Origin of the sequence: Acidovorax sp. LjRoot129 (genome assembly GCF_964253765.1) — a bacterium.
In the GTDB taxonomy this organism is placed as follows: domain Bacteria; phylum Pseudomonadota; class Gammaproteobacteria; order Burkholderiales; family Burkholderiaceae_C; genus Acidovorax.
On sequence record NZ_CAXUSE020000001.1, the window covers coordinates 3,779,229 to 3,795,807 of the forward strand.

The following is a 16,579-nucleotide window of genomic DNA, read 5'->3' on the forward strand; positions in this document are numbered from 1 at the left end:
GCCAAAAAAGATTTCTAGGCAGCCTCTCCCAAGTTAGCGACAGACCGATTTAGCTGGCCTCGGGTCGGCATGCTGCTCAGCGCCCAGGTCGGATCAGCGCATATTGAGCCCACTCGCCACGGCGGTACAGCACATTGATGGCCTTGCCCTTGTCTGCCTTGCCCAGCACAGATTCAAATTCTTTTACACCCGACACTTCAGTGTTTGCGACTGCAAGAATCACATCACCCTCGCGCAGACCCGCCCGGGCAGCGGCATCCGTCGCAGCGGCCACCAGCACCCCGCCCTTGACCTTGAGCTCCTTCTTTTGCGCGTCGGTCAACTCGGTCACGGCCAAACCAATCTGCTGCGCTGCCGCTGAGGCCTTCGGTTTTTCTTCGCGCTCTGCGGCTTTAGCCGCAGGCTTGTCGGGTTCGATTTCGGCAATGGTGATGCCCAGATCCCGCGAAGCGCCTCGGCGGAAGACCGTCATGGCGCTCTTGGTACCGGGCTTCGTATTGCCCACCAGTCGGGGAAGATCCGCCACCTTTTCGATCGGCTTGCCATCAAAGCGGGTGATGATGTCGCCCGCTTCGACGCCTGCTTTGTCTGCTGGCGAACCTGCTTCCACGCCCGTCACCAAAGCCCCCTGCGCTTTGCCCAGGCCAATGGACTCCGCCACATCCTTGGTGACCTGTCCGATCTGGACGCCAATCCGTCCGCGCGTGACACGACCCGACGCGCGCAGTTGCTCACTCACGCGGATAGCCTCGTCCATGGGGATCGCAAATGAAATGCCCATGAAGCCGCCTGAGCGCGAATAGATTTGGCTGTTGATGCCCACCACTTCACCGCGCATATTGATCAGCGGCCCCCCGGAATTGCCCGGGTTGATGGCTACGTCTGTTTGAATGAACGGTAGATAGTCGCCCGTATCGCGCTGCTTGGCACTCACGATACCTGCGGTGACGGTGTTCTCCAGCCCGAACGGCGAACCGATAGCCATCACCCATTCGCCCACTCGCAAGCGGTTCAGGTCCCCCACCTTGACGGCCGGGAGCCCCGTGGCCTCGATCTTCACCACGGCCACGTCTGTCCGCTTGTCGGCACCCACGATCTTGGCCTTGAACTCGCGCTTGTCCGTCAGTGTGACGATCACTTCGTCAGCGCCCTCCACCACATGGGCGTTGGTCATGACAAACCCGTCTGCGGTCAGGATGAAACCCGAACCAACACCCCGGGGCTGCTGATCCTCGTCCTGCGGGCGCTGTGGACGTTGCTGTTTTGGTGCATTTGGAATCGGCACTCCAAAGCGCCGGAAAAACTCCAACATCTCCTCATCCATGCCGCTCGCGTTCGCGCGGCTTGATGCCTTTTCCACAGTTCTGATGTTCACCACCGATGGGCCCACCTGGTCCACCAGGTCTGTGAAGTCCGGCAACCCCCGGACCGCAGCGGCCGGCTGGGCCAAAACCACCTGAGGAGAAAGAGCAAACGCCCCGGCGAGGCCGGCAAACATGCATGCAAACGCCATGGAGCGCATCGGTTTCACATCCAACTTCAGCATCATCGACCTTTCGTGAATTGCTGCGACTGCAGCCATCAAACTGTATGCAACTGTGAAGAGTGTGCGGGCAATTGGTTCCCGTCGCAGAGGGCTAGATGTCGTTTAGGGCAACGCCGCAGCTAGCGCACGGAACGCTTTGCCGGAAGTGATCCAGCTTTCAGTCAGCGCGTGCGCTCGAGCTGCCCCGCAAAAAGGCGAAGGGTTTGCAACGGCACCTCGCCGACTGCGGTGAGCCAAACGTCGGGCAGGATCTTTTGTGCCAGGAGTTGCGTGGCGCCCATGCCGACGACCTGTTGCTGCGCGGGATGGCGCTGGGGATCGAACGGTTCGAAGAACAAGGACACCGAAGCGAGGCCGTCGGAGTAAAGGCATTGAAGAACGCTTTGCGCTTCATCGGCCGTAGAGACGGTACGTCGATGGCAACTCACAGGGACAAAGCCCGCGACCGGTTGACGCAAAGTCCATCCTTCGACGGAGGGAGTCGTTCTGACCACGGCGGGCGCCACGACCTTGTAGCCCGCGGTGGCATCCATCAGACGCGAAAGCTGTTCTACGCGCACGGGGGCATTCAGGTCCAACTCCGAAAACGCCGCCTGCTCCAGAACGCGGCCATCGGGGCCCAGTGTCTGCAATTTTACGACCAGGCCCGTCTCCTGCTCGCTCCACAGTTTGTAGCCGAAACGCAGCGAATCCAATGGTTTAAACCACACCACATCCGCAACAAACCCGGCCACCCGCTCCTGCCCCACCGGACGCGATGCATAAAACTGCGAAATCGAGGTGCCGTCAACGACAGGAACACGGGGAAACAGTCCAGGGGCTTCGCGTCGATCTGAACGGACTGTCCGGGACTGTGGCCAAAAGGTTCGCACTTCGTCATTGCGCCGAAACACAACCCTTGGCGTACCACTCAGTGCTTCAACCCGCTCCAGTTGCTGCCGGCCATCGCACGCATGCCAGATGCGGGAACTGGCCATTGCCCCCGAAGACGCCAGCACGACAAAAGTACCCGCGTAGGGCCGGACGCAGGGGGCGCTGCGCATGCGCTCCATCCATTGCACGACGTCGCGTGCCGCAGCAGACAGCGTCGCCTCACTGGCAGGCACGGGTGTTTTTTCAGAGGTGGACTGCCCCATCGCCGCGGAAAGTCCCGCCGAGCAAATTGCTGCAATCGCCCACGATCTGAGCGCTTGACCTCGGGACGCCCTACCGCCGTGCTCAACAACCATCTTGCTCATTACACCGTCTCAGCACCAGGCACCGGCGATGTCTTAACGGCCGGGGGAATCAAATGTCGCGTTGCGCAGGAAGCCAGCCGGCATCTGTAGCGCAGATGTGCTGCCAAACTGCTTGTGTGCAGCCAGCAACTCATCGAGCCGAGGATCACGAATCATGACTTGGCCGCCTTCGGCATCGGCCACCGCAACCACTGGCGCTGCGCCAGGGCTGGACACAGAATCGGGCGTGCGGGCAAGCTGCGCCCCCCCAGCCGCACCCGGGCCGCCAGGGCCCTGCAGCGTTGCCAAAGAGGTCCAGCCGATGGCTGCCACCGCTGCGAGAGACGCAAATCCGGCCACCATCTTCCAGCGAAAGACCGATGCATTGGCGGCGGCTTCCATGGCGGGTGCTACCACTGCCACCTGCTGCTCGCGCGCATCAACATGCACGGTGGGAGGGGCCTCCTTGGCCAACTCCACCTTCAGACGCGCCATGAAGTCGGGGCTCGCCGGCCGCGCCAAGTCGGAAGAACGCAGCACGTCGCCCACCAGATGGTAGAGCTGCCATGTGGAATGCCCTTCAGTTTCCGCCGCATACGCCAACGCGTCCCTGAATTCGTCGCCATGCAACTGGCCGTCAGCCAACGCCGACAATTGCTCACGTTTAGTCATTGGGCCAGTGTCCAAGCCATCTGCCCATCCATCGCTTTGTACAGACTTGTTCATTTCTTCACCTCACCACCGTTTGCCTGACTGGTTTTCAAGCAGGGGACGCACTTTCGCCGAAATGGCTTCACGCGCCCGGAAAATCCGTGACCGCACCGTGCCGATGGGGCAATCCATGGCCGCAGCGATCTCTTCGTAGCTCAGCCCCTCAATCTCTCGCAAGGTCACCGCCTGGCGCAAATCGTCGGGCAATGCCTCCATCGCCGCGTTCACAGCCTGCGCAATTTCTCGCGCGGCAAGGATTGTTTCGGGGGTTTCGTCGCTGGTTAGTTCATGCCCGAGGCGGGAAGTTTCATCGTCATCGTCACTACCGCGCAGCGCATTTTCTGAGATGACCGGATTGCGCTTCATGTCCATGAGCGCCTTCTTGGCCGTGTTCACGGCGATTCGGTAAAGCCAGGTGTAGAACTGCGCCTCGCCACGGAACTGGTGCAGCGCACGGTAGGCGCGGATAAACGTCTCCTGCGCAATATCTGGAACGATATCGGTGTCCCGCACCATACGACCGATGAGCCGCTCGATGCGGCGCTGGTACTTGATGACCAGTAACTCATAAGCACGTTGATCGCCCGCAACCGTACGCTCCACCAATTGGAAATCGCTGTCGTCGGGAGGGGAAGGCGGAATAACAGTCATGGATACTCAGGATTCACGCCCACGGTGGGTGGCCGGGGCAGTCACGTCATTGTGGTCAACGCCCGGTCTGGCGCGCGAATATACAGCACGGCGCAGATCCAACCAACGCTCGGGCCCTGCTGAACGCTCCAGCCACAGCCAGATGCGGCCACGCCCCACCACACTGGCGTGGAGCCAGAGGTGCGATTGCACATCCAGAAGGACCTCCGGCGCCTCAGCCAGCGGCATGCTGGAGGCGCGGGCGCCGAGCACCTCGAGCATCCAGCTCTCGCCGTCCCAGCGCAAATGGCCTACAAACTGGGCCGTCCAAAAGTGCAGTGCGCCGCCCGCGGCGATCAACCAGAGGCCCGCGCCTGCCCAGACAGGCCATCGAGATACACCATGCACGCCAAAAAATAACCACCCGGCGAGCACGGCAGTGCCGACAAGCAGCACGGCTGACAGCACAAGAGCCAATGCGCGACTTCGCCGAACGGGGTAGTGCACCGCCGGTGGCCGCCGCGAGGTAGAACTCATGATGAAGTACCGAGCGAAGGTCCGCAGCGCAAGCCGCTCACCAAATGAAGGCCGCCGCTTAACCGCGAACAAACCTCTGTCTTGTAACAAGACAACGACTTGCCAGCCCGTTCGAAGTGCGCGCCAGAAATAGCCAGAGAATCAGACGCGCTTGAAGACCAGCGTTCCGTTGGTGCCGCCAAAACCGAAGTTGTTCTTGACGGCCACGTCGATCTTCATGTCCCGCGCGGTGTTGGCGCAGTAGTCGAGATCGCATTCAGGGTCTTGATTGAACAGATTGATGGTCGGTGGGACCTTCTGTTCGTACAGCGCCAGCACCGTGAAAATGCTCTCGATCCCGCCCGCTCCGCCTAGCAAGTGGCCGGTCATGGACTTGGTCGAGCTCACTACGGTCTTGTAGGCATGGTCGCCCAAGGCCGCCTTGATGGCATTGGTTTCGTTGAGGTCACCCAGGGGCGTGGAAGTGCCGTGGGCATTAAGGTAATTAACTTGGTCGGCGTTCATGCCTGCGTTGCGCAAGGCATTCAACATGGCGCGGCGGGGGCCATCCATGTTGGGAGCCGTCATGTGCCCGGCGTCAGCGCTCATACCAAAGCCGCACAGCTCTGCATAAATCTTTGCGCCGCGGGCTTTTGCGTGTTCGTACTCTTCAAGCACCATCACACCGGCGCCCTCGCCCAGCACAAAGCCGTCTCGGTCTTTGTCCCAGGGGCGCGAGGCCGTCTTGGGATCGTCGTTGCGCGTCGAAAGGGCACGCATGGCAGCGAACCCGCCGATACCCAACGGCGACACGGTGGATTCGGTTCCACCGGCCACCACCACGTCGGCATCCCCGTACTCAATCATGCGACCGGCTTCACCGATGCAGTGCAAGCCGGTCGTGCACGCTGTCACCACAGCAAGGTTGGGACCTTTGAAGCCAAACCGCATGGAGACATGTCCAGCCACCATGTTGATGATGGATGCTGGAACGAAAAACGGCGTTATGCGCCGCGGCCCCCGGTTGGTAAGTTCTTCGTGGGTGTTTTCGATCAGCGGCAAGCCGCCGATCCCCGACCCGATCACGCACGCAATGCGGGTGGCCAATTCTTCACTGAGCGCTTCACCCGTCGGCAAGCCGGCGTCCTGCACCGCTTGTGCAGCCGCGGCAATGCCGAAGTGGATGAAACTGTCCATCGCGCGCGCATCCTTGGCGCTGATGTAAGACTCCAGGTCGAAACCTTTGACCTCCCCTGCGATCTTGCAGGCGAAGTTCGATGCATCGAACTTGGTGACGAGGTCAATGCCGGACTGGCCGGCAAGAATATTGGCCCAGGACTCGGCCACCGTGTTACCCACGGGGCTGACGCATCCCAGGCCGGTCACGACAACGCGACGACGGCTCATGCGTGAAAAACCTTCTTCTTGAACAGCTTGAGTCAGGCGCAGTGCGCCGCTCAGGCCTTCTGGTGGGTGTTGGCGTAGTCGATGGCGTTTTGCACCGTCGTGATCTTCTCCGCGTCTTCGTCGGGGATCTCGATGCCGAATTCGTCTTCCAGGGCCATCACCAGTTCTACCGTGTCCAGCGAATCAGCGCCGAGGTCAGCGACGAACGCTTTTTCGTTCGTGACTTGGGACTCTTCCACTCCGAGTTGCTCGGCAATGATTTTTTTGACGCGTGCTTCGATATCGCTCATGGTTTCCCTCTGGGGGTTGTGAATGAATCCGCGATTCTAGCTGCTTAAGGAGAAGCCCTAAACAGCCCGCCGTCCGGATGAAGCGGCGTTATCTTTCATTAATTACATGTACATGCCGCCATTGACGTGCAACTCCTGCCCCGTCACATAGCCAGCCTCGCGCGAGGCGAGATAAGCGACTGCATGCGCGATGTCCTGGGGCTTGCCCATGTGGCCCAGCGGGATCTGCGCATTGAGCGCTTTTTGCTGTTCTTCGGGCAACACAGATGTCATGTCCGTCTCGATGAAACCGGGTGCCACACAGTTCACGGTGATGCTGCGGCTGCCCAGCTCACGAGCCAGTGCGCGCGTCATGCCGGCCACGCCCGCCTTGGCTGCGGCGTAGTTGGCCTGCCCCGGATTGCCGGATGCGCCCACCACGCTTGTGATGCTGATGATGCGCCCGAAACGCTGCTTCATCATCGGACGAATGGCGGCGCGGCTCATGCGGAAAACGGCCTTGAGATTGGTGTCGAGCACCGCATCCCATTCATCGTCCTTCATGCGCATGGCCAGGGTGTCGCGGGTGATGCCTGCGTTGTTCACCAGCACGTGCAGGCCGCCCTGCTGCTTGACGATGGCGTCCAGCAGCGCGTCGATAGCGGTCATGTCATTGACATTCAGATTCGCGCCGCGGCAGCCTGGATAGGCCGACAGGGCCTGGCTGATGCGCTCTGCGCCTTCGTCCGTGGTGGCAGTGCCGACTACCTGGTAGCCACGCGCGGCAAGCTCCAGCGCAATGGCCGCGCCGATGCCTCGCGATGCGCCCGTGACCAGCGCGACCTGCGCTGTCGATGTGGATTCCGTCATGCCAGCAACTCCCGGGTTTCGGCCAGCGAGGCCAGATCAAACAGTGCACCACCGACCAACTCTGGGTCGATGCGCTTGGTGAGACCCGCCAGCACCTTGCCGGGGCCACTTTCAATGATGTGAGTCACGCCGCGCGCCTTGAGCGCCTGCACACACTCCACCCAGCGCACAGCGCCAAAGGCTTGGCGGTACAGGGCGTCGCGGATCGCGTCCGCATCCTGCTGCACAGCAACGTCCACATTGTTGAGGACAGGAATTTGTGGGGCGGCCAGTGCCACGTCCGCCAACGCTGCACGCAGTTTCTCGGCGGCAGGCTTCATCAGGCTGGAGTGGAATGGCGCGGACACCGGCAACAACAGTGCACGTTTCGCGCCTGCGGCTTTCAACAGCTCGCACGCCTTGTCGACACCGGCCTTGGTACCCGCAATCACAGTCTGGATCGGGTCATTGAAATTGACCGCTTCGACCACTTCTGAGGTCCCTGCGCCGAACGATGCCAGAGCCTCTGCGCAGCCAGCGATGACCTTGGAGGCTTCCATGCCCAGGATGGCGGCCATGGCGCCCGTACCCACCGGCACCGCTTCTTGCATGGCGGTGGCGCGCAGGCGCACCAGCGGCGCCGCTTGCGCCAGCGTGAGGACACCCGCAGCCACCAGCGCTGAATACTCGCCCAGCGAGTGCCCGGCAACGGCCGCGGGAGTGGCACCACCTTCAGCGCGCCACACGCGCCAAGCCGCCACACCCGCCACCAGCATCACCGGTTGCGTATTGGTGGTAAGCGCCAGCGCTTCCTTGGGGCCCTCCTTGATCAGATGGCCCACGTTTTCGCCCAGCGCATCGGAGGCTTCCTGCAGGGTCTGCGCCACCACGGGATGGTCGCCCCAACCGTCCAGCATGCCCACCGACTGCGAGCCTTGCCCCGGAAAGACAAATGCAAAAGTCTTCATCATCAAATCATCCAAAATATGAGTGAAATAGTGCTCCAGCGCTTATCCAGAAAGCGCTATTAGCTACAATTTCAGGAGCACCGCGCCCCAGGTGAAACCACCGCCCACACCTTCAAGCAGGAGGGTTTCGCCCTTCTTGACTTGGCCGGTGCGTACACCGTGGTCCAGCGCCAGGGGGATGGATGCGGCCGATGTGTTGCCATGCTGGTCGACGGTAACGACCACTTTCTCCATGGACAACTTCAGTTTTCTGGCCGTGCTTTGCATGATGCGGATGTTGGCTTGGTGCGGAATCAGCCAATCAATGTCGGCTTCCGTCATGCCTGCCTTGTCCAGCACGGCGTGGGCAGCCTTCTCCAGCACCCCCACCGCCAGCTTGAACACGGCCTGTCCATCCATCTTGAGCATAGGATCGCCCAACACCTGGCCGCCCGACACATTGCCGGGCACGCACAGGATGCCGACATGCTTGCCGTCGGCATGCAGATCGCTTGAGAGCACGCCCGGTGTCTCGGACGCTTCCAGCACCACGGCGCCTGCGCCGTCGCCGAACAACACACAGGTCGTGCGGTCGTTGAAATCCAGGATTCGGCTGAAGACCTCCGAGCCGATCACCAGTGCGCGACTCGCAGCGCCCGACTGGATCATGGCATCGGCAACCGTCAATGCATACACAAAGCCGCTGCACACTGCCTGCACGTCAAAGGCGGCACAGCCATTGGCACCCAGCTTGTGCTGCAGGATGCAAGCAGTAGAAGGGAACACCATGTCCGGCGTCGACGTGGCCACGATGATCAGGTCGATGTCGGTGGGCTGCAGGCCCGCCGCCTGCAAAGCGTTGCGTGCGGCTTCCAGGCCCAGATCGCTGCTGGCCACGTCCGGCGCGGCGAAGTGGCGCGCCCGGATGCCGGTGCGCTCCACGATCCATTCATCCGAGGTTTCGATACCGCGCTGGCCCAGTTCAGCCACCAGATCGGCGTTGGTCAGCCGGCGAGGAGGCAGATAGCTGCCTGTGCCGGTAATGCGGGAGTAGCGTCTCATCAATGTGTCGTCGTCGCCGCTACGCCTGGCTGGCTGGGCACTGCAGGCGCCAGCAGAGGCGCCGCATGCGCAATCCGGGTCCGGACACGGTCGAGCAGGTTGTTGCGGGCTGCATCATACGCCCGGTTCAAAGCCTGCTCGAAGGCCATCGTGTCGGCCGATCCATGGCTCTTGAACACCAGTCCACGCAGTCCCAAAAGTGCTGCTCCGTTGTAACGACGGTAATCCATGCGCTTCATCAGCGCTTTTAGGACCGGATAGGCGACGATGGCGGCCATCTTGGTCAAGATATTGCGTGAGAACTCGATCTTTAGCGATCCGATGATCATGGATGCCACGCCCTCGCTCGCCTTGAGGGCAACGTTGCCCACAAAGCCGTCACACACCACGATGTCGACCGTGCCTTTGAAGATGTCGTTGCCTTCGACATTGCCAAAGAAGTTCAAATCACCGGAGTTGGCAGCAGATCGCAGCAATTCGCCTGCACGTTTAATGACTTCGCTGCCTTTGATGGCCTCTTCACCAATATTGAGAAGACCGACGGTGGGCTCGCCCCCATCCTTGAGGACAGACACCAAGGCCGAACCCATCACCGCGAATTGCAGCAGGTGCTCGGCGGAGCAATCGACATTGGCGCCCAGGTCCAGCACCGTTGTGGCGCCCCCCGCCGCATTGGGCAACTGGGTCGCAATGGCCGGGCGGTCAATGCCATCCAAGGTTTTCAACAGATAACGAGCAATCGCCATCAGCGCGCCCGTGTTGCCCGCCGATACCGCGGCAGCGGCCACGCCGTCCTTGACCTGCTGGATGGCGACGCGCATGGACGAATCCTTCTTCTTGCGCAGGGCCACTTCCACCGGATCATCCATGGCCACCACTTCGGAGGCAATGACGATGGTGGCACGGTCGTGCGAGAACGACTGCAGGCTTTCGGCCAGGCCTACAAGCAGCAGGCGGGCGTCTGGATGATTGTCGAGAAACTGGCGGCACGCCGCGAGCGTGACGCGGGGGCCATGGTCGCCCCCCATGCAGTCAACAGCCAGTGTGATCATGGGCGACTAGTCTTGCCGGCCGAAGGCCGGGCGATGGAAATGCAATAGCCAAAACAAAGGCCCGCGCTACGGTTGAGTAGCAACGGGCCTGTGGATGGTACGAAGGTCAGGCTTCGGACTTGTTCTTCAGCACCTGGCGACCACGGTAGAAGCCGTTGGGGCTGATGTGGTGGCGCAGATGCGTTTCACCAGTGGTGGGTTCCACAGCAATGCCTGGCACAACCAGGGCATTGTGCGAGCGGTGCATACCGCGCTTAGAAGGGGACTTTTTGTTTTGCTGAACGGCCATGGTGGCTCCTGGTCTTGAATAGGGTTGGTAAAAACGCGATCAGCCCATAAAAGACACGAGGGGATTCGCGAGAAGCCCTCGATTATAACCCAATTGGTTTTACTGCTTACCTATGACCTTTGGGTTGCGCTGTAAGGGGCCCTGCCAGCACCTGCATTGGCGCTATTTTTCGAGCCCAAGGGAAGGCTCAATTCGCCTTGCCGTCCTTGCGCAAGCCGGCCAGGGCGGCGAAGGGATTGGGCTTCTCGGCACTCGCTTCCTCAAAGTCGTCGTCGGTGGACGCCATGGGCACCGAGCTTGGGCATTCGTCGTGTTTGGGCACCACGGGCAAAGCCATCAGCAACTCGTCTTCGATCAGCTCGCGCAGATCGAACTCACGACTCATGGCCAGCAGGTCTTCTTCGCTCTCATCATCCAGCGCTTCGGCCGTGGCCTCGTCGGCCACGAAGCGGAATGCACGGTCAACCGCCAAAGGCACGTCCACCGGCGTCAGGCAGCGCTGGCATTCCATCGGAAAACTGGCGGAGACTTTAATGGTCAGCCACACCTGCCCCATGCCGCCAAGCGCCGTGCGCACCTCGCCCTGGGCTTCCCAGTCCACCATCAGGTCCGGGTGCAGGCCCTTGGCCTCCTGGGCCAGCCGCTCATACTTCAATAGGGAGTCGTGGCCCGACAGCCGTCCGCCCGCCTGTGCGAAGGCTTTCACGTCCAGGCGCTGCGCGGAGAATTCCTTGGTCATGGCGGCAGTGTAAGAGAATCGGCGCATGCATCAATCCCCCCCCCTGCAACGCCCACTGGTATTGGGTTCGACCTCGCGCTACCGCCGCGAATTGCTTGAGCGGTTGAACCTGCCTTTTGACGTCGCCGCCCCGCATGTCGATGAAACACCGGAGCCCGGCGAAGCCCCACGCGCGCTGGCATTGCGCCTGGCGCTGGCCAAGGCACGCGCCGTAGCGCAACAGCATCCCGAGGCCGTGGTGATCGGGTCGGACCAGGTTGCCGACCTGGCTGGCACGCCGCTGGGCAAACCCGGTGAACACGAACGCGCCGTGCAGCAGCTGCGCCAGATGCGCGGCCAGACCGTGATTTTCCAGACCGCCGTGGCAGTGGTGTGTTTGGCCACGGGGTTCGAGCAACTGGATCTGGCGCCCGTGGAAGTGAAGTTCCGCGATCTGTCGGATGCCGAGATCGAGCGCTACCTGCGCACCGAACAACCCTACGACTGCGCCGGCAGTGCCAAAAGTGAAGGCTTGGGCATTGCGCTGCTCGACGCCATCCACAGCGATGACCCGACCGCCCTCATCGGCCTGCCCTTGATTCGCACCTGCCGCATGCTGCGTGCCGCGGGGCTGGTGCTGCCATGAGCGCTGCATCTTCACCTGACCACGGCCCTGCAGTGGACAAGCCGGCATCCGTGGGCACGCTCTATCTGGTGCCCGCCCCGCTCGACTTCGGCTGCGACACAGAAGCGCCCCTGCAAGATGCGTTGCCAGCCAGCACCCTGCAAACCGCCGCGCGCCTGACCCATTGGGTGTGCGAGAACGCCAAAAGCACGCGCGCCTATCTCAAACGCATCGACGCCCTTCACCCGTTGGCGGCGCCTCTGCAGCAGCAGCAAATCACCGAACTGCCGCGCGAGGTGCACAAAAAGGGCGACCACGGCGGCAAGGGCTCGCCACCGTTCGACGCCCGCCCGCTGCTCAAAGCCGCCTTGGCCGGGCACGACGTGGGGCTGGTCAGTGAGGCCGGCATGCCCGCAGTCGCCGACCCGGGCTCGTCCGTGGTGCGCGCGGCACATGACCTTTCCATCCCGGTAGTGCCGCTGGTGGGCCCGGTGTCGCTGCTGCTGACGCTGGCGGCCAGCGGCCTCAATGGGCAGAACTTCGCCTTCGTGGGCTACCTACCGCAAGACGCGCAAGAACGCAGCCAGCGCATCAAGGAGCTGGAGACGCTGGCCCACAGAACGGGGCAGACCCAGCTCTTCATCGAGACGCCCTATCGCAATGCGGCGCTGTGGCAGGCCCTGGTGCAGGGGCTGCAGCCACACACCCGTTTGGCGCTGGCCAGTGGCCTCACGTTGCCCACGGCCCGCATTCAGAGCCGGCTGGTGCAGCAGTGGCGCCAGCAACCCTCGCCGCCCGACAACAGGACGCCCGTGGTGTTTGCGCTGGGGCATTGAAGCAAAAAAGCTCATTTGCTATATTTTTTATAGCTATAAGTGCCTATAAATCAAGCGCTGGGGCTTAAATTCACTGTGAGTTTGCGCATTAACCAGCACCAACACCTCTTGGTCTTCCGCCCTCCCGCCCTGCTCCTGTCGGTCCCAAAAAATAACCCCGTGCAACCTAAAGGCTGCACGGGGTGCTTATCTGTAGATATGCGCGCCACATGGCGCGAGACCCGCGGCACTACACCCGCTACGGGGCGCGCCGCCCAACGCGCTAGCGGTCAGCGCAGCTGCGGCCCCGACAGGGCCAGAGCCTTCATGGCCCCTACGCCAACGGCCGCGCCAAAACGCTTGACCAGCCGCTCGGCCACGTTGTCGCGGCGGGTGTAGTCGATGATGTCTTCCGCCTTCACCACCTCACGCGCCACGTAGTCGAGGTTGCCGAGGTTGTCGGCCAAGCCCATCTCCACGGCTTGCTGGCCGGTCCAGAACAGGCCGCTGAAGGTGTCTGGCGTGGTCTTGAGGCGGTCGCCACGCCCCGCCTTCACCACGGCAATGAATTGCTGGTGGATCTGGTCGAGCATGGTCTGCGCATAGGCGCGCTGCTTTTCGGTCTGCGGGCTGAAGGGGTCAAGAAAGCCTTTGTTCTCGCCAGCGGTCAGCAGGCGGCGTTCGACGCCCAGCTTTTCCATGGTGCCGGTGAAGCCAAAACCATCCATCAGCACGCCGATGCTGCCCACGATGCTGGCCTTGTCCACGTAAATGTCGTCAGCGGCCGCAGCGATGTAGTACGCGGCCGAAGCGCAGGTTTCTTCGACCACGGCATAAATCGGCTTGTTGTGCTTGGCCTTCAGGCGGACGATTTCGTCGTTGATAATGCCGGCCTGCACGGGGCTGCCGCCTGGGGAATTGATGAGCAGCACCAGCGCCTGCGAGCCCTCGTCCTCCAGCGCGCTGCGCATGGCGGCCACCACAAACTCGGCGCTCGCCTCAGCCCCGGCTGCGATCTCGCCCTTGATGTCCACCACCGCCGTGTGGGGCGTGCTCTTGCTGGTACTGGGTGACGCCTGGCGCAGCGCGAGGAATGCAATGGCAGCGATCAGCAGCAGCCAGGCCATGCGAAAGAAAATCTTCCAGCGGCGCGAACTGCGCTGCTCGTTGAGGGTAGCGAAGGCCAGCTTTTCCAGCGTGGCGCGTTCCCAGCCGGGTTCACGCGATGAGTCGCTCACAGATGCTCCTGAATTTGTAGCTGCTTGCGCCCACAGGTCGGGCGCGGGATTGCTCTTGGGGTCAAAACCCGAAGAGCCGGGCTGTTGGGAATCGGTCGTCATGTGATGTGTCCTGGCACTGTGCAGTCGGCACGGCCGTGGAAGGCGGTCTCTGTAGGGTTCAGAAGTCGACGGGCTGCAGGTTGTAGGCAGTATGCCAGTGCACCACGCCATCGCTTTCCGTCAAAGCTATTTTCACCAAGCCCCCACGGCACGGACCGCCGGCACATTGCCCGGTGCTCGGCAGGTAGGCCGCACCGTGTGTGGCGCACAGCAGCCATTGGCCGGTGTCGTCGAAAAAGCGGTCGGGCTGGTAGTCCATCTCCATCGGCACGTGTGTGCAGCGGTTGAGGTAAGCATGGGGCTGGCCGCGGTAGCGAATCGCAAACGCCCGGCAGGTCTGCCCGGAAAACACCACGTCAAACGGCACGGCCAAACCACTGTCCACAAGGGCGGCGCTGTTGCACAGCGGAACGGTGCGCTCCGGCTGATTCATCATTTGCACGCTGGATTCCACGGGCCCCTCGTCAGGCGTTCTGCAGCAGCCAGCCGTGCAGCTCGCGCACCGAGTGCGCCACATGCAGGGGGCGGAGCGCATCAAACACCTCAGGCTCGTGCGCGCCGTAGCTCACCCCCACGCTGGCACAACCCGCGTTCACCGCCATCTGCAGGTCGTGGGTGGTGTCGCCAATCATCAACAGGCGGTCGGGCGACACGTCGAACTCGGCCATCAGCTCCTGCAGCATCAGCGGGTGGGGCTTGCCGGCGGTCTGGTCGGCCGTGCGCGAGCCATCGAACATGCCGCGCAAGTCCACCGAATGCAACGCCTCGTCCAGGCCTCGCCGGCTCTTGCCCGTGGCCACGGCCAGCAAATGCCCGCGTTCGCGCAGGTCTTTCAGCAGAGGCAATACACCTTCGAACAAGCTCAGGTCGTCCTGGTGCTGGATGTAGTGGAAGCGGTAGCGGTTGCCCAGATCGTTGTGGCGCTCGGGGGGCACATCGGGTGCGGCGTGGGCCAGAGCCTGCATCAGCCCCATGCCGATCACATAGGCGGCGTCCTTGTCAGTGGGCACCGTGCCGCCCACATCGCGCACCGCTTCCTGGATGCAGCGCACGATGATCGCGGTGGAGTCAAACAGGGTGCCATCCCAGTCAAAGGCGATGAGATCAAAACGGCGGGGGCGGAAGCTGGAGGCGGGCATGGGAGGGGGTGCTCGCGCCCCGTCAGGGCGCAGGGGAGACAAAGTCGGCCAACTCGGGCGGCAGCTCGGCATTGAGCGCAACGCGCTCGCCCGAAGCGGGGTGGTTGAACTGTAACCGCCAGGCGTGAAGGAACATGCGTTTCATCCCCAGCTTCAACAGGCGTTTGTTGAGGTCGAAATCGCCATATTTGTCGTCACCGACGATGGCATGGCCCTGGCTGGCCAGGTGCACGCGAATCTGGTGGGTGCGGCCGGTCTTGATCGTCACTTCCAGCAAGGACATGGCCGGCAGGCCCTGCGCAGTGCGCGCCGCCACCGCGCTGCGCACCTTCACCAGCGTGATGGAGCGCATGCCGTCCGGGTCGTCGGCCGTGGTCACGCGCACGCGGCGTTCCCCATCAGCCTGCAGGTACTTGTGCAGCGGCAGGTCGACCACTTTCTTGTTGGCGGGCCAGGCGCCGGTGACCAGCGCCAGATACGTCTTGCCCGTCTCGCGCTCGCGGAACTGGTCCTGCAGATGGGTCAGCGCCGAACGCTTCTTGGCCACGAGCAGGATGCCCGAGGTGTCACGGTCCAGCCGGTGCACCAGCTCCAGAAATTTCGCTTGCGGCCGCGCCTGGCGCAATTGCTCGATCACGCCAAAACTCACCCCGCTACCGCCATGCACCGCCACGCCGGCGGGCTTGTCGATGGCAATGACGTGATCGTCCTCCAGCAGGATCGGGAATTCGCGCGCGGGCGCCGGGCGCTCGGCTTTTTCGGCCACTTTGTCCGAAATACGCACGGGCGGCAGGCGCACCAGATCGCCCGCCTCCACACGGGTGTCGGCGCTCACGCGGCCTTTGTTGATGCGCACCTCGCCGCTGCGAATGATGCGGTAGACGTGCGTTTTGGGCACGCCTTTCAAGTGGCGTATCAAAAAGTTATCGAGCCGCTGGCCCGCGGAGTCTTCGTCGACCTCCACCATGCGGGCTGCGGGAAGCCCCGCAGGAGTGTCGGACGGTTTGGCCCCTATAATGTGTTTCACCTGCGCGTCGTCATGTAAGTGGTTGATTTGTCTGGAGTTTAGTCCACACAGCCCTTGCCCTTCGTGCAGGCAGGTCGATGCCAACGGGCGTCGTGCGCGCAGATTGCAGGCCAGATGCCTGCGGTGGCCTGCACTTCGTACGGCGGGCTGACAGGTTGAAACACTGATACGGAATCCCCCAAGCTGGCAGATGTTCCCCACCCGGGAGCGGTCTGCCAGCGGATCGAAGCGAGCATGTGGCTGTTGATGGCATGGATGATGACCTTGTGGCGGAGGCTGCGGCCTTCGGCTGCATGCTCAAAATCGCCTTCAGCGCTCAGCCAGCAAGCGCAATCAGCTACTCTTTTGATAGCAAAACTGCGTTCCTACCACTCGCCCCCTTCCACGCGCCCCTGCCTCCCGATGCTGCGCTAGAGCGCG

At 62.3% G+C, this 16,579-nt stretch carries 19 protein-coding genes; 2 read left to right on the forward strand and 17 right to left on the reverse strand.

Going from position 1 to position 16,579, the window contains the following annotated elements; genetic code table 11:
* Positions 1-76 precede the first annotated feature (76 nt).
* The 13 genes from ACSQ3Q_RS17305 to ACSQ3Q_RS17365 all read right to left on the reverse strand — a co-directional run bounded on the left by ACSQ3Q_RS17305 (position 77) and on the right by ACSQ3Q_RS17365 (position 11,234).
* Positions 77-1,549: a DegQ family serine endoprotease gene (locus ACSQ3Q_RS17305; RefSeq protein WP_436135572.1), complete on the reverse strand. Its 1,473-nt coding sequence runs from the start codon at positions 1,547-1,549 to the stop codon at positions 77-79.
* A 158-nt stretch (positions 1,550-1,707) separates the two neighbouring features.
* Positions 1,708-2,682, reverse strand: coding sequence for a MucB/RseB C-terminal domain-containing protein (locus ACSQ3Q_RS17310; protein ID WP_436137023.1), 975 nt, complete (start codon positions 2,680-2,682; stop codon positions 1,708-1,710).
* Positions 2,683-2,817: 135 nt separating this feature from the next.
* Positions 2,818-3,435 carry a sigma-E factor negative regulatory protein gene (locus tag ACSQ3Q_RS17315; protein WP_436135573.1) on the reverse strand — a complete coding sequence of 206 codons (618 nt, stop codon included), beginning with the start codon at positions 3,433-3,435 and terminating at the stop codon, positions 2,818-2,820.
* A 63-nt stretch (positions 3,436-3,498) separates the two neighbouring features.
* Positions 3,499-4,125, reverse strand: coding sequence for an RNA polymerase sigma factor RpoE (gene rpoE / locus ACSQ3Q_RS17320; protein ID WP_436135574.1), 627 nt, complete (start codon positions 4,123-4,125; stop codon positions 3,499-3,501).
* Between the two features lie 6 nt (positions 4,126-4,131).
* The gene (locus ACSQ3Q_RS17325; RefSeq protein WP_436135575.1) at positions 4,132-4,560 is read right to left on the reverse strand and encodes a hypothetical protein; all 429 of its coding nucleotides are present in this window, start codon (positions 4,558-4,560) and stop codon (positions 4,132-4,134) included.
* A gap of 222 nt (positions 4,561-4,782) precedes the next feature.
* Entirely contained in the window at positions 4,783-6,027 is a 1,245-nt protein-coding gene (fabF, locus tag ACSQ3Q_RS17330; protein ID WP_436135576.1) for a beta-ketoacyl-ACP synthase II, read from the reverse strand.
* A 50-nt stretch (positions 6,028-6,077) separates the two neighbouring features.
* Entirely contained in the window at positions 6,078-6,317 is a 240-nt protein-coding gene (gene acpP / locus ACSQ3Q_RS17335; RefSeq protein WP_003058049.1) for an acyl carrier protein, read from the reverse strand.
* 102 nt (positions 6,318-6,419) lie between these two features.
* A complete protein-coding gene (gene fabG, locus ACSQ3Q_RS17340; protein ID WP_436135577.1) occupies positions 6,420-7,166 on the reverse strand; it encodes a 3-oxoacyl-ACP reductase FabG in 747 nt (248 codons plus the stop codon).
* A complete protein-coding gene (gene fabD / locus ACSQ3Q_RS17345; protein WP_436135578.1) occupies positions 7,163-8,113 on the reverse strand; it encodes an ACP S-malonyltransferase in 951 nt (316 codons plus the stop codon). Before fabD ends, fabG begins: the two co-directional genes overlap by 4 nt.
* A 63-nt stretch (positions 8,114-8,176) precedes the next feature.
* Positions 8,177-9,154 (reverse strand): beta-ketoacyl-ACP synthase III, encoded by a 978-nt coding sequence (locus ACSQ3Q_RS17350; protein ID WP_436135579.1) that lies wholly within the window; start codon positions 9,152-9,154, stop codon positions 8,177-8,179.
* A complete protein-coding gene (gene plsX, locus ACSQ3Q_RS17355) occupies positions 9,154-10,206 on the reverse strand; it encodes a phosphate acyltransferase PlsX (RefSeq protein WP_436135580.1) in 1,053 nt (350 codons plus the stop codon). Before plsX ends, ACSQ3Q_RS17350 begins: the two co-directional genes overlap by 1 nt.
* A 106-nt stretch (positions 10,207-10,312) precedes the next feature.
* A complete protein-coding gene (gene rpmF / locus ACSQ3Q_RS17360; protein ID WP_007830466.1) occupies positions 10,313-10,495 on the reverse strand; it encodes a 50S ribosomal protein L32 in 183 nt (60 codons plus the stop codon).
* Positions 10,496-10,682: 187 nt separating this feature from the next.
* Entirely contained in the window at positions 10,683-11,234 is a 552-nt protein-coding gene (locus ACSQ3Q_RS17365) for a YceD family protein (protein WP_436135581.1), read from the reverse strand.
* Between the two features lie 25 nt (positions 11,235-11,259).
* Here ACSQ3Q_RS17365 and ACSQ3Q_RS17370 point away from each other — a divergent pair, with 25 nt between their 5' ends.
* Entirely contained in the window at positions 11,260-11,859 is a 600-nt protein-coding gene (locus tag ACSQ3Q_RS17370) for a Maf family nucleotide pyrophosphatase (RefSeq protein ID WP_436135582.1), read from the forward strand.
* Positions 11,856-12,674 (forward strand): SAM-dependent methyltransferase, encoded by an 819-nt coding sequence (locus tag ACSQ3Q_RS17375; RefSeq protein WP_436135583.1) that lies wholly within the window; start codon positions 11,856-11,858, stop codon positions 12,672-12,674. The genes ACSQ3Q_RS17370 and ACSQ3Q_RS17375 overlap by 4 nt, the downstream gene beginning before the upstream one ends.
* A gap of 269 nt (positions 12,675-12,943) precedes the next feature.
* On the opposite strand, the gene ACSQ3Q_RS17380 is transcribed toward ACSQ3Q_RS17375, so the two are convergent.
* From ACSQ3Q_RS17380 to ACSQ3Q_RS17395, 4 genes are read right to left on the reverse strand one after another with little or no spacing between them, the layout of a single operon-like run.
* Positions 12,944-13,993 (reverse strand): S49 family peptidase, encoded by a 1,050-nt coding sequence (locus ACSQ3Q_RS17380; protein WP_436135584.1) that lies wholly within the window; start codon positions 13,991-13,993, stop codon positions 12,944-12,946.
* Positions 13,994-14,051: 58 nt separating this feature from the next.
* The gene (locus ACSQ3Q_RS17385) at positions 14,052-14,429 is read right to left on the reverse strand and encodes a Rieske (2Fe-2S) protein (RefSeq protein WP_436137024.1); all 378 of its coding nucleotides are present in this window, start codon (positions 14,427-14,429) and stop codon (positions 14,052-14,054) included.
* A 28-nt stretch (positions 14,430-14,457) separates the two neighbouring features.
* Positions 14,458-15,132, reverse strand: a complete 675-nt coding sequence (locus tag ACSQ3Q_RS17390) for an HAD family hydrolase (protein WP_436135585.1) — start codon at positions 15,130-15,132, stop codon at positions 14,458-14,460.
* A gap of 22 nt (positions 15,133-15,154) precedes the next feature.
* Positions 15,155-16,159 (reverse strand): RluA family pseudouridine synthase, encoded by a 1,005-nt coding sequence (locus tag ACSQ3Q_RS17395; RefSeq protein WP_436135586.1) that lies wholly within the window; start codon positions 16,157-16,159, stop codon positions 15,155-15,157.
* Positions 16,160-16,579 lie beyond the last annotated feature (420 nt).